The organism is Shewanella insulae, assembly GCF_009831655.1.
GTDB lineage: Bacteria > Pseudomonadota > Gammaproteobacteria > Enterobacterales > Shewanellaceae > Shewanella > Shewanella insulae.
On sequence record NZ_WRPA01000003.1, the window covers coordinates 289,206 to 309,287 of the forward strand.

General features: G+C 53.5%; 18 protein-coding genes. 14 read left to right on the forward strand and 4 right to left on the reverse strand.

The window, feature by feature from the left end:
• Positions 1-656 precede the first annotated feature (656 nt).
• Together GNT65_RS05665 and GNT65_RS05670 are read left to right on the forward strand one after the other, a co-directional pair.
• Positions 657-4,172 (forward strand): PilC/PilY family type IV pilus protein, encoded by a 3,516-nt coding sequence (locus GNT65_RS05665; protein WP_244952098.1) that lies wholly within the window; start codon positions 657-659, stop codon positions 4,170-4,172.
• Positions 4,173-4,186: 14 nt separating this feature from the next.
• Entirely contained in the window at positions 4,187-4,498 is a 312-nt protein-coding gene (locus GNT65_RS05670; RefSeq protein WP_160794237.1) for a TapY2 family type IVa secretion system protein, read from the forward strand.
• 66 nt (positions 4,499-4,564) lie between these two features.
• Here the strand turns inward: GNT65_RS05670 and GNT65_RS05675 are convergent, their stop codons facing one another.
• From GNT65_RS05675 to ettA, 3 genes are all read right to left on the reverse strand, one after another.
• Positions 4,565-5,704, reverse strand: coding sequence for a PepSY-associated TM helix domain-containing protein (locus GNT65_RS05675; protein WP_244952099.1), 1,140 nt, complete (start codon positions 5,702-5,704; stop codon positions 4,565-4,567).
• A 216-nt stretch (positions 5,705-5,920) separates the two neighbouring features.
• Entirely contained in the window at positions 5,921-7,039 is a 1,119-nt protein-coding gene (locus tag GNT65_RS05680; protein WP_160794280.1) for a metallophosphoesterase, read from the reverse strand.
• 225 nt (positions 7,040-7,264) lie between these two features.
• Positions 7,265-8,929, reverse strand: coding sequence for an energy-dependent translational throttle protein EttA (gene ettA / locus GNT65_RS05685; RefSeq protein ID WP_160794239.1), 1,665 nt, complete (start codon positions 8,927-8,929; stop codon positions 7,265-7,267).
• 269 nt (positions 8,930-9,198) lie between these two features.
• Here ettA and GNT65_RS05690 point away from each other — a divergent pair, with 269 nt between their 5' ends.
• The 10 genes from GNT65_RS05690 (at position 9,199) to GNT65_RS05735 (ending at position 18,597) form a co-directional block, all read left to right on the forward strand.
• A complete protein-coding gene (locus tag GNT65_RS05690) occupies positions 9,199-10,812 on the forward strand; it encodes a DUF3943 domain-containing protein (protein ID WP_160794241.1) in 1,614 nt (537 codons plus the stop codon).
• Between the two features lie 290 nt (positions 10,813-11,102).
• Entirely contained in the window at positions 11,103-12,356 is a 1,254-nt protein-coding gene (gene glyA, locus GNT65_RS05695; protein ID WP_160794243.1) for a serine hydroxymethyltransferase, read from the forward strand.
• A gap of 125 nt (positions 12,357-12,481) precedes the next feature.
• Positions 12,482-12,955, forward strand: coding sequence for a transcriptional regulator NrdR (nrdR, locus tag GNT65_RS05700; RefSeq protein ID WP_160794245.1), 474 nt, complete (start codon positions 12,482-12,484; stop codon positions 12,953-12,955).
• 38 nt (positions 12,956-12,993) lie between these two features.
• The gene (gene ribD, locus GNT65_RS05705; RefSeq protein WP_160794247.1) at positions 12,994-14,154 is read left to right on the forward strand and encodes a bifunctional diaminohydroxyphosphoribosylaminopyrimidine deaminase/5-amino-6-(5-phosphoribosylamino)uracil reductase RibD; all 1,161 of its coding nucleotides are present in this window, start codon (positions 12,994-12,996) and stop codon (positions 14,152-14,154) included.
• A gap of 6 nt (positions 14,155-14,160) precedes the next feature.
• On the forward strand, positions 14,161-14,826 hold the full coding sequence (locus GNT65_RS05710) for a riboflavin synthase (RefSeq protein WP_160794249.1): 666 nt from the start codon (positions 14,161-14,163) through the stop codon (positions 14,824-14,826).
• A gap of 82 nt (positions 14,827-14,908) precedes the next feature.
• Positions 14,909-16,012 carry a bifunctional 3,4-dihydroxy-2-butanone-4-phosphate synthase/GTP cyclohydrolase II gene (ribBA, locus tag GNT65_RS05715; protein WP_160794251.1) on the forward strand — a complete coding sequence of 368 codons (1,104 nt, stop codon included), beginning with the start codon at positions 14,909-14,911 and terminating at the stop codon, positions 16,010-16,012.
• A 123-nt stretch (positions 16,013-16,135) separates the two neighbouring features.
• Positions 16,136-16,612 carry a 6,7-dimethyl-8-ribityllumazine synthase gene (ribH, locus tag GNT65_RS05720; RefSeq protein WP_160794253.1) on the forward strand — a complete coding sequence of 159 codons (477 nt, stop codon included), beginning with the start codon at positions 16,136-16,138 and terminating at the stop codon, positions 16,610-16,612.
• Positions 16,613-16,626: 14 nt separating this feature from the next.
• The gene (gene nusB / locus GNT65_RS05725; RefSeq protein ID WP_011864993.1) at positions 16,627-17,031 is read left to right on the forward strand and encodes a transcription antitermination factor NusB; all 405 of its coding nucleotides are present in this window, start codon (positions 16,627-16,629) and stop codon (positions 17,029-17,031) included.
• Positions 17,032-17,143: 112 nt separating this feature from the next.
• Positions 17,144-18,100, forward strand: coding sequence for a thiamine-phosphate kinase (gene thiL, locus GNT65_RS05730; RefSeq protein ID WP_338091760.1), 957 nt, complete (start codon positions 17,144-17,146; stop codon positions 18,098-18,100).
• Positions 18,101-18,102: 2 nt separating this feature from the next.
• Positions 18,103-18,597 carry a phosphatidylglycerophosphatase A family protein gene (locus GNT65_RS05735; protein WP_160794257.1) on the forward strand — a complete coding sequence of 165 codons (495 nt, stop codon included), beginning with the start codon at positions 18,103-18,105 and terminating at the stop codon, positions 18,595-18,597.
• Between the two features lie 149 nt (positions 18,598-18,746).
• Here GNT65_RS05735 and GNT65_RS05740 read toward each other — a convergent pair whose 3' ends face one another.
• Positions 18,747-18,968 carry a hypothetical protein gene (locus GNT65_RS05740; RefSeq protein WP_160794259.1) on the reverse strand — a complete coding sequence of 74 codons (222 nt, stop codon included), beginning with the start codon at positions 18,966-18,968 and terminating at the stop codon, positions 18,747-18,749.
• A gap of 140 nt (positions 18,969-19,108) precedes the next feature.
• Between GNT65_RS05740 and GNT65_RS05745 the strand changes: the two genes are divergently transcribed.
• Both GNT65_RS05745 and GNT65_RS05750 read left to right on the forward strand, forming a co-directional pair.
• A complete protein-coding gene (locus GNT65_RS05745; RefSeq protein WP_160794261.1) occupies positions 19,109-19,336 on the forward strand; it encodes a hypothetical protein in 228 nt (75 codons plus the stop codon).
• A 226-nt stretch (positions 19,337-19,562) separates the two neighbouring features.
• Positions 19,563-19,877, forward strand: a complete 315-nt coding sequence (locus GNT65_RS05750) for a DUF2695 domain-containing protein (RefSeq protein WP_219822457.1) — start codon at positions 19,563-19,565, stop codon at positions 19,875-19,877.
• The last annotated feature ends 205 nt before the right edge of the window (positions 19,878-20,082 follow it).

The window sequence follows — 20,082 nt, forward strand, 5'->3', positions numbered from 1 at the left end:
TGAAAAATTTACATGTTAAATAATAATTGAATATTTTTTGCTTTATTGTGATTAACCATTCACCTGAAAAAGTATGTTCAATCAAGTGTCATTTAAACGACGCTTCAATCTATCTCAATTTTAATTGTGGGTCTGTTTGATCTTAGTAAAATCAATAATTTTAAGTTATTGATATTTATTGATTTAAAGTGTAGTTGAGTTTTTGCTTTAGTCTAGGGGTGTTTGTTTATCAGACTGGTCATTCCAGTGTCAATAAAATAGCATTAATGCTATTCAAGTCACCTATTCACTCTAACTTCGATGATCCTCCTGTTTGTGCGATTCAAATTGGTTAAAAATGTTGCATTTTGTATCAATGACGTGTTAAATCCGCTTTCTGTCGCACTTTTGTCTCACCCTAAGTAGTCAAAATCATGCTTCTGGCTAGTACCTTCTCTGGTCTGCAAGTCTGTCTTTGGTTGTTTTCTGCCGTTATTAGGTGGAGGGGAGAGTCATATAAGTGGGGTAGGGGGTCATTTTTAAAATTAAAAAGAATTTGAAGTAATAGGTTTAGTGAAATGGATATTTTGCGTGCTGGTCAGTCTGCTCTGGCAAATATCATAATGCAGCGAAAGGGAGAGGTTGCCCGAGGTCTTGTCACCTTATTGACTGCTATCATGAGTCTTCTCTCGGCTGCTTCTTGGGCCGACGATACCGAGCTGTATGTCTACGAGTCGAGTGCTCGAACGGGGGCCCGGCCTCAGATCCTGATCATCTTTGATAACTCAGGGAGTATGAGCACCACGGTCTACGATGTGGACAAGCCTTACACCCCAGGCGATGGGGGCGTTTCTCGTAGCAACAATGCTACTAAAGGGATGCTCTATTATGTCAAAGGTGATCAGGGCAAGAACAAGCTACCGGATCCCGATGACCCCAACGAGCGACGTAAATTTTCCGGTACCATCAACAGCTGCGAGAGCTCCTGGGAGTTTCTCAACGACTATGGGGTGTTCACCGGCTTCTTCCGTAAGTATACCTTCAGCGGAGCCAACGGTGCCTGGCGTGAGTTTGGCGATAACAATGGCCTTAATGCCAAGGCGGTGGATTGTTTCGAAGACATTCAAGATGGCAAGTATCTCAATGCCAAGGGACTTGTTAAGGGCTTGCCGATCGACAGTCTAGGTACGCCAACAGCGCCAATTATGTACAACAATGTCAGCGATGGCTCGAGTGACAGTATCAAGAAGACCGCCAAGGAGCAGGCGATGCTCACAGGTTTTGGTACCGGTCGAGTGCTGACCGTGTATACCGAGGACTATCTTCGCTGGCACCACAGCAAGAAGGCAACGGAAAATAAGACGCGATTGGATTTGGCCAAAAATGCGATAAAGAATGTCATTCTGACGACCCCTGGTGTGGATTTTGGCCTGGCAATTTTCAACATGAATGGCCCGGACGATACCCTGGATAATGGTCGTAACGGCGGCCGTATCATCAAGGCGATTCAAACTCTCTCTTCCGGCCAGAAGAAGACCCTGCTCGAAGGGGTGAAGGATATCGAGTATGGCTGGAATACTCCCCTTTGCGAAACCCTCTATGAGGCCTATCGCTACTTCGCCGGTGAGTCAGTGCTCTTTGGCGATGATGACAAAAATTATACCTATAAATCATGGGGACGATGGGTAACATATAAAGCCAATAAAAATGACAGTTTAGATCAAGGTGCACTGGATAAGTTAAATAAGAAACTCTATCAATCGCCCTTCAAAAAGTGTCAGAACAACGCCTATATCGTCTTCATCACAGACGGGGAACCGACCCTGGATAGCGCAGCAGACAAAGATGTTCTTGACTTGACAGGCGGTGTCGATAAGCACAGCACCAGCTATATGAGCGCACTCTCAAGCTGGATGTACCGCAACGATGTGAATCGTAAGATGGATGGTGACCAGCATGTGATCACCCATACCATAGGTTTCAGTGAGGGGGCTAAGAAGGCCGAAGATCTGCTTAAGAAGGTGGCAGGCAAGGGGGGCGGTAGTTATTTCGATGCTACAGATGCCACTAAGCTGCAAGGCTCGATTCAGCAGGCGGTGAATGAGGTGCTGGAAAACAGCGCCAGCTTTACTTCTCCTTCTGTGGCCAGCAACAACTTTAATCGCACCCAGACCTTTAACTATGCCTACTACTCCATGTTTCTGCCAGACAGGGGGCCGCGCTGGACAGGGAATATTAAGAAGTTCAGGGTTGCCAAAGATGGCACTGTCTGGGACGCCGAGAATAAGTTAGCGATCGGAGACGACGGTAATATTAAAGACAGTGCCTGTTCCTATTGGACGCCTAAGAAACTCTGCGGTGACGGCAGTGATGTGCGTAAGGGGGGCGTTCTGTCGGCCATGCAGAGTGCCGATAGCCGAACCCTTTACAGTAATCTGGGTGGCGGCATGGACAAGTTCAGTATGTCGGCGGCGGCCAGTAAGGCGGGCGGTCAGAAAGACCTGGCCAGTTTCATGGGGGTCAATAAGAACCAGCTTAGCGAGTTGTTCGATTGGGCCAAGGGGTTGGATGTCGATAACGACAAAAACCTGCCCACCATAGCCGATCCCGCCAAGAACTGGCGTGGAGATATCATGGGCGATGCCTTGCACTCTAAGCCTCTGGCACTGAACTTCGGCAGCAAGTCCAGCCCAGATATTCGTATTCTGGTGGGGACTAACCATGGTTTCATGCATATGTTCAAAGATGACACCACTGCCAATGAAGTTAGCGAGACCTGGGCCTTTATGCCCTATGAGCTGCTGCCTAATCTTCAGGCGTTGAGAAACAATGTGCCGACCGGGGTACACTCAGTTTACGGTATCGACGGTTCTCCCGTGGCCTATGTGAAAAATGGCGCCTCGGGCGTAGAAACCGCCTGGCTCTTCTTCGGCATGCGCCGCGGTGGGGGTAGTTACTACGCCCTGGATATCAGCGATCCCGATTCGCCCATCTTCAAGTGGCGTATCGATGCCAGCTCACCCGGCATGAGTGAGCTTGGCCAATCCTGGTCGACGCCTGTGGTCACCACGATTCGTAGCGCCAGCGGCACCGACAAGCCCGTGCTCATCTTTGGCGCCGGCTATTCACCCGCGGGAAAAGATGGCAAGGAAGTCGGTACCAAAGATAGCAAAGGGCGTGGCGTGTTTATCGTCGATGCCGATACGGGTAAGCTGATCCACCAGTTTGGCTTTGGTGGGGGCACAGCCTTGCCAGGGATACAGGACAGTATTCCTAGCAGGGTCGCCGTGCTCGATGGCAATGGCGATGGCAATACCGATCGTATCTATGCCACAGATTCTGGTGGCAGCGTCTGGCGCATGGATATGCCGAAGGCGGATAAGGCAAGCTGGTCGGCCTTCAAGTTTGCCGACCTAGGTGGCAAGTCATTGGTGCAGAACCGCCGCTTTTATTCGGGGCCTGTGGTGGCGCAGACTATGTTTAACAATGTCTCTGTGGTGGATCATGTGGTTAATGGCCAGAGCAAGCGGGTAACCACCACCCAGAATGTGCCATACGACGCCGTGGTGGTGGGCAGTGGCCACAGGGCTGCGCCGTCGGATACTAAGCGTCAGGATATGTTCTTTACCCTGCAAGACAGGAACGTGGTGACTCAGACCTTTGGCGGGACAGGCAGGCCTAAGGCGCCTGCGGCTTTAACCATAGGTGACCTCTATAACGTGACTCAGTCTGGGGCAGAAGATCTGCCTGAAAAGATAGCCTTGGGCAAGAAGTTAGGTTGGTACTATAACTTTAGCCGCAAGGGTGAGAAGAACTTGTCACCGGCGACCATAATCAACGGCAAGGTGTTCTTTACTACCTTTGTGCCTGGGGACGCGGGGGCCGCGAACCAGTGTCTCACTTCGGGTAAAGGATACCTATATAGCTTTGACCTCCACCGTGGGGGCCGCACCTATAGCTCGACCTATCTGGAGGCTGGCGATCTGGTGTTAGACACGCCGCAGCTGGTGATCCCCTCTGCCAACAAGGGGGGCCAGGGTAAAGATGGTGACGCCTATATGTATCTTATCGGTATAGGTAGCGCCGCCGAGAAGATGGAGAAGGTTAATCCCGACAAGGATTGCCCTGCTGGGGATAATCGTTGTATCGGCGGTCGTCTGCGTGCGAAGAAACTTTACTACTATAGCGAATAAGCGAGAGAAATAGCGTGAATAAATTAACTTTGCTGCTGGTACTCATCAGCTGTGTGATGGCCGGGTCGCTCAAGGCTGAGCCTCGTCAAGATTATAAGTGTTTCCTCGACACCAACAAGGGACAGACCCTGGTGCGTTTCTCCTGGCAGCCTAGCAAGGCGAAACAATATACGCGCAGGCTCCTTGGCAGCGAACTGCCGGCCTTACCCCACACCGACGGTAAGCCCATGCTGGTGAAGCGAGTCTATGAATGCGTCATGAGTGAAGAGGCATTTAGCACTAGTCAGGGGCGCATGCTGGAGCATCGCTCGCCCATGGCGGGCTAATTGCTCCCAAGAGCGCTATCGAGTCGTCACAGAAAAGCCGGGTCATTACCCGGCTTTTCTGTCTTCTCAGGCCAGCCTTTCTTTAGTGCCTCGTTTGGCCCGGTCATCTGGTTTACTTGGTTCGCTGATTTGCTTATTGCGGCGCCGTGTTTGCGGTTTACGCCGGGTCTGCCACATCAGGTAACCGGAAAGGGCCATCAGGCTCGGGGAAAAGCCCGCCACACACCAGATTATTTTGCTGATAAGTCCGCCGAAGTGGCCGTAATGCAGCGGACGGAAACTGTCGATAAACTGGTAGAGTGCGCCCGCCTGAGTGGCATCGACGCTGGCGGTGAGCAGACCGGACTTATCATCGAAACTGACGATAGAGCCATAGTCGCTGCGAAGCGCGCCGCGATCTTGTGCGGCGCCAAACAGGTGGATGCCGGCATAGCTCTTGTCTGGGAAGCGTATATAGTGGGTCTGAAAGCCAGGGATCTCTTGAGCCGCCTGTGTCAGCAGGGCATCCACATCCAGCTGCTTGTTGTAGTAGCTCTGGGTGATGGCAAGCGCCTTAGGATCTACCTCATCCCACTCTTCTAAGATGTGGGCTATGTTCCACCAGGCGCCGGTGAAGCCCAGGATGAGAAACAGCGGCGCACCGATGATCCCCAGCATCTTGTGGCTATCGCTGAGAAACAGGCGTAGGCTCTTGCCCCACCTAAGGGTGAAGAAGGTTCGCCAGAACTGTCGATGCAATATAAAGCCTGATAACGACAGCAAGATCAGCAAGACAGATATTAATGCGGTAACGGCGAGCCCCAGATGATCCGCCAGCAAGGTGTAGTGCAGCTCTAGAAGCCAATCTAGCAGGTAGTGACTCAGGCCGACGGGTTGGCTCAACAAGCTGCCTTGGCTCGGGTCAACAAACAGAATCTGCCAGTCGTAGGTGCCCTGTTTAGCCACATAGAGCTTGTCAGCCTCGCCGGCGTGAGCCGCAAACTGCCAGCCAAGAATTTCATGTTGCGGCAACGCCTCGTCTGCCTTTCTCAGCAGCTGGGTGAAACTCTGGCGAGTCTCGCTGGCGGCGAGTACCTTTTCCGGCATCAATAGATGTTCGAGCTCGCTCTTAAACACCAACACACTGCCGGTTAGTGCGATGATAAACAACGGCAGGGCCGCAGTCAGGCCTAGCCAGCTATGCCATTTCCACAGGAGACGACGCATTAGATTACTACCTTTTGTTATGGTGCCATTGCCATGCGCCTAGCTGTGTGACCTAGCTAGGCGAGCGGCAAGGCTGAGACATAAAATTGCAAACTAACACAAATGAGAATTGATTTCATTCTCATTCTTGTGTAAGTGAGACTTTGGCAGCTATGCGGAATGAAAGCGGCTTGCCCCAGGTTAGGTGCACCTGGGGCAAGTTTTAATCGAAGGGAGTTAGAGCCTTGTCTGGGTGCCGTCGTACTGACCGCGGATCAGCTGGTCTTTCTCTATGAGCAGTAGTTCACCAGACAGGCCTTTTTTGATGCTGCTGTCGATGGCGACAACCCGGTTGTCGAACAGGCCAAGCACCCGAGTCTGCGAGGTATGGCCCACGACGATACGCTTGATCTTAAAGTAGTCAAGGATATTGGCCAGCTCCTGGATATCGAAGTCTGGCTTAAAGTAGCCGCGATACCAGGTGGGGCCATTGCCGAAGAAGAGGAAGTTAAGCTGCTCGTCTTGCTTTAGTTCTGCCTTACTCTTGTCGATATTTTCCCGGTAGAGGCGGTTGGCCTTGGCCAGTGTCAACTCGCGATCGACCCACTCCTGGCTGATGCCGCCATGGAGGAAGAGGGTGTCGTTTATCTTGACGATAGTGTGCTTGCTCCTCAGCCATTGGCCGAGCTCGCTGTCCTGCCCGTAGAGGGCATCATAGGAGCGGTCAAGCAGCCTGCTCGCGGTCTGATACTTGTCGTTGACATAGCGCAGATCGCCACGCATCACCATCTGCTCATGGTTGCCCATTAATAGATGCAGCTGTCCCCCGGCGGCCTTGGCCTGCTTGTCGAGCTTGTACATGAACCAGAGCACCTCGTTGACCCGAGGGCCACGGTCGAACATATCTCCCGTCATTACCATATGGCCCTTGCCGAAGGCCCAGTTATTCTTCTGGTCGATGATCTTGTGTTGTCTCAGCAGCTGGATCAGCACCTCATATTGACCATGAACATCGCTGAGCGCCACTATCTTATCCACCCCCTGATACTCGTCCGCCAGCACTTCTTTGGCCTGCGGATTCAGGCTGGGCTCAGGGAGCTGACCGCAATGTTCGGGACGACTGAGCTTGCCTTGGTTGACGCGGGTCTGTTTATGCTCGCCTTTGCAGATCCAATCGGCCCTCTCGGCCTTGGGATTGAGAAACAGGTAGGGGCCATCACTAATGCGTGAATTAGTACTGGCTTGAGTCTCTGCATTTGTATCTTGCTCAGTCTGTGCCTGAACGGTCGGCGCCTGCAGGGCCAGTATGCCGGTCAGGCATAAGCTGGCAGCCTTTAGCGTTGAGTCTACAGGCATTTGCCATAGTGATCTTTTCAAGACAAATCCTTTTATTATTCTGATTTTGTTGGCGGATAGGCGTTCAATCCTACCACGCTTTTGCCTGGGGGACAGACTGTTTCACATGATCAGTAGGGGACGGGGAGCGAGGAAAAGGCGATAAAAAAACGGAGGCTTTAGCCTCCGTTTGTCTCGATATTTGTTCGACCTATATGCTCGACTTAATTATGCAAACTTAGCGAGTTAGCTGATGCGCTTGTACTTGAGACGGTGCGGCTCAATCACATCTGTGCCCAGCGTCTCTTTCAGCCAGGTCGAGTATTCTGTGTAGTTACCCTCGTAGAAGTTTACCTGACCCTCGTCGCGGTAATCCAGGATATGGGTAGCGATTCTGTCGAGGAACCAACGGTCGTGCGAGATCACCATGGCACAGCCAGGGAATTCAAGCAGGGCTTCTTCCAGGGCACGCAGGGTTTCGACGTCGAGATCGTTGGTGGGCTCATCGAGAAGCAGTACGTTGCCGCCTGCCTGGAGCAGCTTGGCCAGGTGCACACGGTTACGCTCACCACCCGATAGTGTGCCGATGATCTTCTGCTGATCGCCGCCGCGGAAGTTGAAGCGGCCCACGTAGGCGCGGCTCGGGATCTCAGTGTTGTTGATGCGCATGATGTCCTGACCGCCGGAGATCTCCTCCCACACGGTTGCCTTGTCGTTCATGGCATCGCGGAACTGCTCCACCGAGGCTATCTGTACCGAGTCGCCCACCTCTATGCTGCCGCTGTCAGGCTGCTCGGCGCCGCTGATCATCTTGAACAGGGTCGATTTACCGGCGCCATTTGCACCGATAATGCCGACGATGGCACCCTTAGGCACGGTGAAACTCAGGTTGTCGATAAGTACCCGATCGCCATAGGACTTGGTGAGGTTGTTCACCTCGATCACCTTGTCACCCAGGCGTGGTCCAGGTGGAATGAACAGCTCGTTGGTCTCGTTACGCTTCTGGTAGTCGCTGGTGTTCAGCTCTTCGAAGCGCGCCATACGGGCCTTGCCCTTAGACTGACGCCCCTTGGAGCCCTGGCGAACCCATTCGAGTTCCTTGGCAATGGTCTTCTGGCGAGCGCTTTCGGCGGCCGATTCTTGTTGCAGACGGGCGTCTTTCTGCTCTAGCCATGAAGAGTAGTTGCCTTCCCAAGGAATACCCTCGCCACGGTCGAGTTCTAAGATCCAGCCTGCGGCATTGTCGAGGAAGTATCTATCGTGGGTAATGGCCACAACGGTACCTGTGTATTCTTGCAGGAAGCGCTCTAACCAGGCGACAGACTCGGCGTCCAAGTGGTTGGTCGGTTCGTCCAGCAGCAACATGTCTGGCTTTTCAAGTAACAGACGACAGATAGCTACACGGCGACGCTCACCACCTGATAGCACCTCAATCTTCTCATCCCAATCCGGCAGACGCAGGGCGTTGGCGGCGCGCTCGAGAATGTTGTCCAGGTTGTGGGCATCCTGGGCCTGGATGATGGCTTCCAGTTCACCCTGCTCCTTGGCCAGGGCGTCGAAGTCCGCATCTGGCTCGGCATACAGGGCGTAAACCTCATCGAGACGGGTCAGGGCGTTCTTGGCCTCACTTACCGCCTCTTCGATCGCTTCGCGCACCGTCTGCTGGGGATCTAGCTTAGGCTCCTGGGGCAGGTAACCTATCTTAAGGTCTTGCATCGGACGCGCTTCCCCCTCGATCTCGGTATCGATACCGGCCATGATGCGCAGCAGCGTGGACTTACCCGAACCGTTGAGACCTAGGACACCAATCTTGGCGCCGGGGAAAAAGCTTAAGGAAATATCTTTGAGGATCTGCTTCTTTGGCGGGACTATCTTGCCCACGCGTAGCATGCTGTATACAAACTGAGCCATAGAAAAGTTTACTCACTGACGAAATAATGGGGGCAATTCTACTGTAATCGCCCTAGAACTTAAATCGGATTTTCTGTGGTTTCGGCGAGCGCGCCAATGGCGAGAGGTTTTTGTTTTGTGACGGGGTGTAAAACTTGTTAACATCCGCGTAACTCGGCGCCTTAGTGTAAGATCCGCGAGCTAGAGAATAGCTTGTAGCCTAGATAAGAGAGAGCCGAGCACAAATCTCATTAAGAAATAAGAATAACGATAAAGATAAGGGACAGATCTTGAAAGCCACACCGCCAGTTATTGCCGCCTCCCTGTTAGGTGGCGTGAGCCTGCTATTGTCAGCCCCTGCGCTAGCCGATACTCAGCCCCAAGTCGTTGAGACATTGCCTTTAGTGACACAGACGGATCGCCCCGTGATCGACTCGGCGTCGCTGGCTAGTGAGAGAGATGCCTCTGTAGAGAAAGAAGCCCTTAGCGAAAAAGAAGCCCTTAGCGAGAAGAACTGGTGGGGAGCCACGCTGGAGCTCTCTACCGTGCTGGTGCTCGGCGAGCTGCTTTACAAGACGGGCTCTGATGCCATGGAAGACGATTTCGATTATGAGATCGACGGCAATCCGGCCGAGTTTTTCTATGACAGGCTGACCACAGGCGCCTCCTGGAAGTATGACGACAACGATATCGGCATGAACTGGGGCCACGCCTATGCCGGCGCCCTCTATTATCAGGCGTTTCGTAACCATGGTTTCAACTATTACGAGTCGACCCTGGGCACCTTTGCCGCCTCTACCATCTGGGAGGTATTTGCCGAGTATAAGGAGGTGGTGAGCATTAACGATCAGATAGTCACCACCTGGGGCGGCGCCGTGTTGGGGGAGAGCCTGTACCAGTTTACCGAGATGCTGGCCGCCAAAGAGGGCTGGCTGCCAACGGGCCTGAGCTACCTGTTTAACCCCTCGCGCACTGTGCGGGGCTGGTTTGGTTACCCGAGTCCCAACCGGTTCGATCGCAGTCAGACCCAAGACTCTTTCTCCGTCTATACCGGCGTGCGCTACGCCAGTAAAGACAAGGCAGATGTCAGCAGTACCATGGCGATGTTGGGGATGCGCGCGGCCATCGACAGTCGCGAGGGAAAATATGATTCCCTCAGCGGCACCCCGAGTCGGGTCGAGATGATGATGGAGACCGCAGTCTCCCAGGAAGGTGTGGAGGAGTGGCAGATGGCCACCCAACTGCTGCTGGGAAGCCATGGCCGCAAGCATAAAGGTGGCGAACTGGCCAGCGACTGGTCCCATAGCTTCTATGTTGGCCCGTCGACCGGCATGGAATACACCAGTTTGGGGTTGGAGCTGGATGAAGACTTCTACGCCGTGGTCAATCTACTCGGCCTTTCGATGGGGGCCAATTGGTCAAATCAAGATATCAGTATCGACCTGCGCGGCGATCTCTTTGGCGACTTTGCCATGGTGAAGCCCTTCGCGACCAAAGAGTATCTCTCTCAGGGACGTCACTTCTGGGGGACCAAGTCTGTGCTCTGGGAGGGGGAATATGGCTACGCCTGGGGCCACACCTTTAATCTGTCGCTGGAGGCCAGCTATCGCAACCTCTTATTAGGCATGAAGCTTAAGTCCCAGCGCTGGAGCTCGATCAACGACAAAGAGAACGAGCGGACGCCCCAGTGGAACCCCAACAAGAGTGACCTTGACTTCGACGACGCCAGAGACAGGTATGAGATTTATCTCAGCTATGGCATCAGCGATGATCTGACCCTGAGCCTGCACCATGAGCGGATCGACCGCAGCGGCGAGATTCACGGCATAGACACCCCAGGCATCTATAGTCGCCTCGATGACACAGAGCAGCGCAGCTGGCTGCAACTCGATTACCACTACTGATTACGATTACTAATGCTAAATGACGCCTCTAGGGCGTCATTTTTGTTGGATAATTAAAACAGTGTTTTCGCCCAAAAGGCTGTAAACCAGCCATTTTGTCCCTTGTAAAAAAGGAGTCTTGGTAAATCAAGGCGCCACCGCGCTACTTTTGTCTTAAGCTGCGTTTTGATGAACATTTCTCAGCCTGAATCGCAACTAATTTCATGTCGCAAATGCTGGGATTGTGATCGAATGCACTGTAGAATACCGCGCAACCCTACCTTATAAGACTTTCACAGCTGGAGTGACCAATGCTGAAAAAAGAGATGAACATCGCTGACTTTGATCCGCAACTGTTTCAAGCGATCCAGGAAGAGACTCGTCGTCAAGAAGAGCACATCGAGCTAATCGCCTCGGAGAACTACACTTCTCCTCGCGTGATGGAGGCTCAAGGTTCTCAGCTGACCAACAAGTACGCCGAAGGCTATCCTGGCAAGCGTTACTACGGTGGTTGTGAACATGTCGACATCGTCGAGAACCTGGCCATCGAACGCGCCAAGGAACTTTTCGGTGCGACCTATGCTAACGTTCAGCCTCACTCCGGCTCACAGGCTAACAGCGCAGTCTACATGGCGCTGCTGCAACCAGGCGATACCGTTCTGGGTATGAACCTGGCTCACGGCGGTCACCTGACGCACGGTTCTCCAGTAAACTTCTCTGGCAAGCTATACAACATAGTGCCTTACGGCATCGACGAGTCTGGCAAGATCGACTACGACGAGATGGAGCGTCTGGCCGTTGAGCACAAGCCTAAGATGATGATCGGCGGTTTCTCTGCTTATTCTGGTATCGTCGACTGGGCGCGCATGCGTGAAATCGCCGACAAGATTGGTGCTTACCTGTTTGTCGACATGGCGCACGTTGCAGGCCTTATCGCCGCCGGTGTCTATCCAAACCCAGTGCCACACGCACACGTGGTGACTTCTACTACTCACAAGACCCTAGCCGGTCCTCGCGGCGGTATCATCCTGTCTGCGGCGAATGACGAAGACCTGTACAAGAAGCTGAACTCTGCGGTATTTCCAGGTGGTCAGGGCGGCCCATTGATGCACGTTATCGCCGGTAAGGCGGTGGCCTTCAAGGAAGCACTGTCTCCTGAGTTCAAGGAATATCAGCAGCAGGTAGTGGTTAACGCTAAGGCGATGGCTAACACCTTCATCGAGCGCGGTTTCGATGTGGTATCTGGTGGCACCGAAAACCACCTGTTCCTGCTGGATCTGATCGCTAAGGATATCACGGGTAAAGATGCCGATGCGGCGCTTGGCCGTGCCAACATCACGGTAAACAAGAACTCAGTACCTAACGATCCACGTTCACCATTCGTGACTTCGGGTCTGCGTATCGGTTCGCCAGCCATCACTCGTCGTGGCTTCAAAGAGGCTGAAGCGGTTGCGCTAACCAACTGGATCTGTGATGTGCTTGACGATATCAACAACGAAGCTACTATCGAGCGCGTGAAGAACCAGGTGCTTGAATTGTGCGCTAAGTTCCCTGTTTACGGTTAACCTTAAGGGTTAAATCGGGTAAACTTCGATGGCCGCTACTGATGTTAATGTCAGTAGCGGCCATTTTTGTATCTACTTCAAGGGAAAGCTCCCCTAGATACCGATTAGCATTTGCTGGAGGCTCAATGCATTGTCCGTTTTGCAGCGCAACTGACACTAAGGTGATCGATTCTCGACTGGTGGCCGATGGTCATCAGGTACGTCGTCGCCGTGAGTGTCTGCTTTGCCACGAGAGATTTACCACCTTCGAAGGCGCCGAGCTGGTGATGCCGCGAGTGGTTAAACAAGATGGCAGCCGCCAACCCTTCGACGAAGACAAGCTGCGTGGCGGCATGCTGAGGGCGGTCGAGAAACGCCCCGTGTCGATGGACGAAATAGAGCAGGCGCTAAGCAAGATTAAATCGACTCTGAGAGCCACGGGCGAGCGTGAGGTGACCTCCAAGATGATAGGTAACCTGATGATGGATCACCTGGTTAACCTCGACAAGGTGGCCTATATCCGCTTCGCCTCTGTGTACCGCGCCTTCGAAGATGTTTCCGAGTTCGGCGAGGCGATTGCCAGTTTACAAAGCGATAAGAGCAAAGCGGGCAAGTCTTAGGTTATGCGTATCGGGGTTTCCCCATTTATTCTCAAAAGATGGCGATGATCATGGCCTGGTCCAAATTTGATTCCCAGATGATGGCACGGGCCATCCAGTTGGCCCGCAAGGGGCAATACACCACAAGTCCCAATCCAAATGTCGGCTGCGTGATAGTCCAAGAGCAAACCCTGGTGGGTGAAGGTTTCCATATCGCCGCCGGCGGCCCTCATGCCGAGGTACACGCCCTGCGTATGGCGGGCGATAAGGCCAAAGGTGCCACCGCCTACGTGACCCTGGAGCCCTGTAGTCACCATGGCCGCACGCCGCCCTGCGCCGAGGCGTTGATTAAGGCCAAGGTTTCCCGCGTCGTGGTAGCGGTCACCGACCCTAATCCTCAGGTCTCTGGCCGCGGCATCAAGATGCTTGAAGATGCCGGCATTCAGGTCGAAGTTGGCTTGCAACAAGAAGAGGCCGCCGCCCTCAACCCTGGTTTCATGAAGCGGATGCGAACCGGCCTGCCCTGGGTCAGCATCAAGCTGGCCGCCAGCCTGGACGGCAAGACGGCGCTCTCTAACGGCGTTTCAAAGTGGATAACCGGCCCTGAGGCGCGCCGTGATGTGCAGCGCATGCGCGCCCGTTTCGATGCTGTCGTGACCGGCATTGAGACGGTACTGGCCGATGATCCTAGCCTGAATGTGCGTCATCAGGAGCTGGGCAGCCTGGGTGATCAGTTAACCGAGGCCGACATTCGTCAGCCACTTAGAATCGTGCTCGACTCCCGCGCGCGCCTGGGTGCCGAGGCGAAGCTGTTTGACATAGAATCTCCCGTGATGCTGGTGAGTTGCCAGCCCTATCCCGAGGCCGTGGCGAGCGCCTGGCCCGCGCATGTGAGTCAGTTGCAACTGCCGAGCGATAATGGACAGGTGCCGCTAAAGGCGCTGCTGGAACATCTGGGTGGTCAGCTTAATAGCCTGATGGTGGAGGCCGGGGCGACTCTGGCCGGCGCCTTCATGGCGCAGGGGCTGGCGGACGAGCTGGTGCTGTATCAGGCGCCGAAGATCTTAGGTGGCCACGGTCGTAACCTGCTGGCGCTGCCGGACTATACTGAGATGACGCAGCTCCCAGCCCTCAAGCTTTGGGACGAGCGTAGAGTCGGCGCCGACAGACGTCTCACCTTTCAATTGAGTCACAATCATTTACCGAGCGATAAAGAGTAGTTAGTCATGTTTACTGGGATCATCGAGGCTGTAGGTAGCCTGAGAAAAATTGAGCGTCGTGGCGATGATATTCGCCTGACGGTGGCTAGTGGCAAGCTGGACTTAAGCGACGTTAAGCTCGGTGACAGCATAGCCACCAACGGCGTGTGTCTGACCGTGGTCGAGCAGATGGCCGACGGCTATGTGGCCGATATCTCTGCCGAAACCGTGGCCCTGACGGGTTTTGCCCATTATCAGGCGGGGCAGAAGGTTAATCTGGAAAAGGCGGTTACGCCCACGACCCGCCTCGGCGGCCATATGGTCAGCGGTCATGTGGATGGCGTGGCTAGCGTGGATGACAGACAGTATCGCGGCAAGGCGATCGAATTCTGGCTGACGCCGCCCAAGGGGCTGGCGCGCTATATCGCCCATAAAGGTTCTATCACCATAGATGGCGTCAGCCTGACGGTGAACGAGGTGGACGGCGAGCGTTTTCGTCTGACCATAGTGCCTCATACCGCCAGCGAAACCACGCTTATCGATCTCAAGGCGGGTGACAGGGTCAATATCGAGGTGGATCTCATCGCCCGGCATCTGGAGCGCCTACTGAGTTTCCAGTCGGCAGAGGAAAATCCAGCGAAAGAATCAAAGGTCACCATGGATCTGTTAGCTCGCTCCGGCTTTTTAAGATAGACGCTGGCAATCCCGGTCAATAGCAGATTAAATAACTCTTACTATAAGAATATTTCAAGGTCTAACAGTTTAAGGTCTAACAATGGCACTACACAGCATAGAAGCGATTATCGAAGATATCCGTCTGGGTAAGATGGTTATCTTGATGGATGACGAAGATAGAGAGAATGAAGGCGACCTGATCATGGCCGCCAACCTGGTGACGCCCGAGGCGATCAATTTCATGGCCACCTATGGCCGCGGCCTCATCTGCCAGACCATGACCAAGGCCCGCTGCGAGCAGCTTAACCTGCCGCTGATGGTGAGCAACAACAATGCCCAGTTCTCTACCAACTTCACCGTGTCTATCGAGGCGGCAGAAGGGGTGACCACTGGTATTTCTGCCTATGACAGAGCCGTTACCGTACAGGCCGCCGTGGCCCGCGACGCCAAGCCATCGGATATCGTGCAGCCCGGTCATATCTTCCCATTGATGGCCCAAGAGGGCGGGGTGCTGATCCGCGCCGGTCATACCGAGGCGGGCTGCGATCTGGCGCGCCTGGCAGGTCATGAGCCGTCGGCGGTGATCGTCGAGATCCTTAACGAAGATGGCACCATGGCCCGTCGCCCAGATCTTGAGGTGTTTGCCGAGAAGCATGGTCTCAAGATAGGTACCATCGCCGATCTGATCGAATACCGTAACACCAAGGAAACGACCGTGGTGCGTGAGGCCAAGTGTAAGCTGCCGACCCGTTTCGGTGAATTCGACATGATCACCTACCGCGACACCATAGACAATCAGCTGCACTATGTCTTGGTTAAGGGTGAAGTCCAACCTAACGCCTTGGTGCGTGTGCATCTGCAAAACACCTTCAACGACCTACTGCACTCAGAGCGCGACGAGAAGCGTAGCTGGCCGCTGGAAAAAGCCATGGCGCGTATCGCCGATGAAGGCGGCGTCTTGGTGGTGCTGGGGCATCAACAAAGCAACGAAGAGTTAGTGGCTAAGGTGAAGGCCTTTGAGGCGGAAGACAAGGGCAAAATTGGTGCACCGGCTCCGTGGCAGGGCACTTCACGCCAGGTGGGTGTGGGCTCGCAGATTCTGGCCGATGTGGGCGTGACCAGCATGCGTCTGCTCAGCTCGCCTAAGCGTTACCATTCGCTGTCGGGGTTCGGATTAGAAGTTACTGAATATATTGCAGAATAAGCTAGTCTGCTTGTAATTCATCGATTTGAGTTAAATTGCATGGGGATCAACGCGGTAGGCTGTGGTATCATACCGCCTCTTTTTTCCCGTGCCGGGTTTGTTAAGCTAATTTAGGTAAGATAAATGAACGTAGTTCAAGGTAATATCGAGTCGAAAAACGCCAAAGTGGCCATAGTGGTTTCACGTTTTAACAGCTTCGTAGTTGACAGTCTGCTAGATGGCGCGGTGGATACATTGAAGCGCTTCGGTCAGGTCGCCGATGACAACATTACCGTTGTCCGCGTACCGGGTGCCGTAGAGCTGCCGCTGGCGGCCCGTCGTGTGGCGGCAAGTGGCAAATTTGACGGAATCATAGCGCTGGGCGCCGTGATCCGTGGTGGTACGCCACACTTTGATTTTGTTGCAGGCGAGTGTAATAAGGGGCTGGCTCAGGTAGCGCTTGAGTTTGACCTTCCTGTTTCATTCGGTGTATTGACCACAGATACCATTGAACAGGCTATCGAGCGTTCTGGTACTAAGGCGGGTAACAAGGGCGGCGAAGCGGCACTTGGTCTGCTAGAGATGGTCAATGTTCTGCAAGAACTAGAACAGCAGTTGTAAGATTAGGAACCAAGATGAAACCTTCAGAGCGCCGTAAAGCCCGTCGTCTAGCGGTACAAGCTATCTACTCATGGCAGCTAAGCGGTAATAATGTTGCCGACGTGGAGCATGAATTTCTCACCGAGCAGAAGATCGATGGCGTCGACGTTAGCTATTTCCGTGAATTGCTATCAGGCACCACGACCAAATCGGCTCAGTTAGACGAGTTGATTATGCCTCACCTCGAGCGCCCGTTCGATGAGGTTTCGCCTATCGAGAAGGCGGTGCTACGCATCGCCACCTACGAGCTGACCTTCCGTAAGGATGTGCCTTACAAGGTCGCCATCAACGAGGCAATCGAGCTGGCCAAGGCCTTCGGCGCCGAAGATGGCCATAAGTTTGTTAACGGCATTCTCGATAAGATAGTCGCTAAAAAGTGATACAATGAAACGGCGTCCCAGGATGCCGTTTTTTATGTTCAGATTTAGCCTCGACCCCTCCTCCGTCAGAAAGTGTGCTAGCTGATTAACCCTTACTATGGTTCTTAAGACTGTGAAAGAGTTTAAACTAATCGATCATTTCTTTACCAACCTTGGCCAGACACGTCGCGACGTGCAGCTAGGCATAGGTGATGACTGTGCCCTGGTCCAGCCTGGCGAAAATAAGGTGATCGCTATCTCCTGTGACACCCTTGTCGAGAATGTGCATTTCTACGCCGACATGCCTGCCAAGGCGCTGGGCTACAAGGCGCTGGCGGTTAACCTGTCAGACCTCGCCGCCATGGGGGCAGAGCCCGCCTGGATGACGCTCGCGCTCACCCTGCCCGAGGCTGATCAGGACTGGCTCGAGGAGTTTAGCCAGGGGCTGAATGAGGCGGCGCAGTATTATGGCGTCGCCCTGGTGGGCGGCGATACTACCCGCGGCCCTAAGTCGATCACCATCACCATCAATGGTCAGGTGCCCGAGGGTAAGGCGCTCACCCGAGGCGGCGCCAAGAATGGCGACTGGATCTATGTCACCGGCTCACTGGGAGACTCGGCCGTGGGGCTGGCCATCCTGGGCGGGAAGCTTGGCGTCGACGGGGAGGCGAGGGAGCATTTTATTCAGCGTCACTATTTTCCCACCCCTAGGGTGCTTGCGGGGCAATCACTGCGCGGGTTGGCCTCCAGTGCCATAGATCTCTCCGACGGTTTCGTCTCGGATATCGGCCATATCCTTAAACGCTCCGAGGTAGGTGCCGTGGTCGACGTTGACCGTCTGCCCCTGTCAGCGCAGATGCGCGAGTCTTTGGGTGAGGCTGAGGCGCTGGGTTATGCCCTGACTGGCGGTGAAGATTACGAGCTGCTGTTTACCGTTCCCGAGGCCCAACGCGGCGCGCTGGAGACGGCGCTGGCCCATGCCGGGGTGAGCTTTACTCAGGTAGGCCAGATAGCGACAGGCGATAAGCTGCGCCTCATCAAGGATGGTGAGCCCTACACTCCGACTCATTTTGGTTTCGAGCACTTTTAAACATGCAGTTATGGTCGACCGATCCGGTTCTTAATAAGCTTTCACTGGCAAATCCTATTCATTTCCTGGCGCTGGGCTTCGGCTCAGGCCTTGCCGCCAAGGCGCCTGGCACCTTCGGCACACTGGCGGCAGTGCCTCTCTATCTGCTCATGGCCGGGCTGCCCCTGGGGTGGTATCTTGGGCTGACCTTGGTTAGCGTGCTCGCCGGTTTCTATATCTGCGACAAGGCCTCAAAGGATATGGGGGTGCACGACCATGGCGCCATCGTGTGGGACGAGGTGGCGGGCCTGCTTATTACCCTGATTGCCGCGCCAGCCGGTTGGCTCTGGGTGGTAGTTGGCTTCGCGCTGTTTCGCTTCTTCGACATCCTTAAACCTTGGCCCATCAAGGTGCTGGATGCCAAGGTCCATGGCGGTATAGGCATAATGATCGACGACGTGCTCGCCGGCGTGTTTGCGTTTTTGTGCCTGCAGGGGATTGTCTACCTAGTTGGATAGTGATTAGCTTGCCCAATTGTCATTAAGTTCAAATTGAGTTCAAATTAGATCCCGAGTGTCTAAGGTCAGAGCGCCGAGACAATCGGGATTTTTTGTTTTTTCCTCGTGGCAAGTCTGCTGATTTTTAGGGCAAAATCGTGGTTATATCTTTATCTAACGTTTCTTCTATTTGGCTTCTTCTGTTCTTCGATGACTCTGGGTTTGTTCCAAGTTGTGGTGTTAACCAGAATGATTTTGGTAAGGTGTTTGAAGGTCGCACCTTCACTGTGACCTATCACCTGCGGTGGGCTTACGTGCAGATACTGCTGTGACACGCTGTGCGCTATCTGACCTCCAAGGATGGAGGGAATGCCGAAAAATGTCGGGAACATTTTCGGCCCTGTTTCGGAAGCTCACCGGCGTATCTACACTGAGTATCTAACGTCTCTTCGATTCATCGTCGATTGTTGTCGATTGGGAAGGAGCATTTGGCCACATTGATATTGGCGGGAGATTTGAAGGTCGTATCTTCATGGCAATCTATCGCCTGCCCGGCGAGGGGATATGCAAACACGTTTTTGGCGCGCAGCAAGTCCATCCATGGATGCTCTGCGAAATCATCCATGATTTCGAAGGCCAAAACCGTGTTTACACAAGTATCTCAACGCTTCTTCGATTTGGCCTCATCTGTTTTTTGCTGATACAAGTTATTAGTTTTAAGGAAAAAATGCATTGGAATGTGACCTATTATGTTGAATGACAACTAGAAGATAGATTAAAGTATCACCAATTAAGGACAGAGCTAGGCCAACTCGAATCAAACATCGACTACGCCATTCAGGGAATGAAAAAGCCAACCACATGCGCCAATCTCACCCTTTAGAAGATTACTTTGACCCTACTTTTTTACATGCTTGGTCTCCTATCTTACAAGGTAGCGTACCTTGCAAGGTCTCACCAATAAGTTGTTATGTGTAGGAGAGATCGTGGCATCTAAGGAAGAGAAAAGACGCAGGGCTGCACTGGCTGAAGCCATGGTGGCAGAAGACACCAAAAAAGCCATCGAGAATATGCCTCTTTCCCTTGCTGAGCTCGGAGAGCTATTCGATCACCTTGATGAGACCCTTGAACAAGAAGGGTGCGACCATTCTCCAAGGATTACCCAGTTATTCCTATCACAAAAAGGCCTCGACCCAGATCAGGTTCTCCCATGGCTTAAAGAACAGGGGGGCTACTGTGATTGCGAGATATTGGCTAACGTAGAAGAGGGTTGGGAAAGTGAGATTGGCAAAAACACATAACAAGCCGCTCAAATTCGTTCCGGCCACAAAAAGCGTGGCCTCCACCGGACTCGCTAACGCTCGCCGTTTAGCGGGGCGCTGGGGGATCCCCTCATAATTCAGGTCTCCCAGCAGTGTGAACCAACTTGATGTATTCATGCATTGCCCAGCGTAAATGCTGCGCTGTTATTCGATAGTTTTTCCTTCGCCGAACTTCTTTCCCCAA

What these genes read in the sequence shown, in the direction of transcription:
- nusB (WP_011864993.1), top strand. Translation starts at nt 16,627, where the DNA reads ATGAAACCTTCAGAGCGCCGTAAAGCCCGTCGTCTAGCGGTACAAGCT.
- ribH (WP_160794253.1), top strand. Translation starts at nt 16,136, where the DNA reads ATGAACGTAGTTCAAGGTAATATCGAGTCGAAAAACGCCAAAGTGGCC.
- GNT65_RS05710 (WP_160794249.1), top strand. Translation starts at nt 14,161, where the DNA reads ATGTTTACTGGGATCATCGAGGCTGTAGGTAGCCTGAGAAAAATTGAG.
- GNT65_RS05680 (WP_160794280.1), bottom strand. Translation starts at nt 7,039, where the DNA reads ATGCCTGTAGACTCAACGCTAAAGGCTGCCAGCTTATGCCTGACCGGC.
- GNT65_RS05665 (WP_244952098.1), top strand. Translation starts at nt 657, where the DNA reads ATGAGTCTTCTCTCGGCTGCTTCTTGGGCCGACGATACCGAGCTGTAT.
- ribD (WP_160794247.1), top strand. Translation starts at nt 12,994, where the DNA reads ATGGCGATGATCATGGCCTGGTCCAAATTTGATTCCCAGATGATGGCA.
- nrdR (WP_160794245.1), top strand. Translation starts at nt 12,482, where the DNA reads ATGCATTGTCCGTTTTGCAGCGCAACTGACACTAAGGTGATCGATTCT.
- glyA (WP_160794243.1), top strand. Translation starts at nt 11,103, where the DNA reads ATGCTGAAAAAAGAGATGAACATCGCTGACTTTGATCCGCAACTGTTT.
- GNT65_RS05735 (WP_160794257.1), top strand. Translation starts at nt 18,103, where the DNA reads ATGCAGTTATGGTCGACCGATCCGGTTCTTAATAAGCTTTCACTGGCA.
- GNT65_RS05675 (WP_244952099.1), bottom strand. Translation starts at nt 5,704, where the DNA reads ATGCGTCGTCTCCTGTGGAAATGGCATAGCTGGCTAGGCCTGACTGCG.
- ribBA (WP_160794251.1), top strand. Translation starts at nt 14,909, where the DNA reads ATGGCACTACACAGCATAGAAGCGATTATCGAAGATATCCGTCTGGGT.
- ettA (WP_160794239.1), bottom strand. Translation starts at nt 8,929, where the DNA reads ATGGCTCAGTTTGTATACAGCATGCTACGCGTGGGCAAGATAGTCCCG.
- GNT65_RS05740 (WP_160794259.1), bottom strand. Translation starts at nt 18,968, where the DNA reads ATGTTCCCGACATTTTTCGGCATTCCCTCCATCCTTGGAGGTCAGATA.
- GNT65_RS05745 (WP_160794261.1), top strand. Translation starts at nt 19,109, where the DNA reads ATGGCAATCTATCGCCTGCCCGGCGAGGGGATATGCAAACACGTTTTT.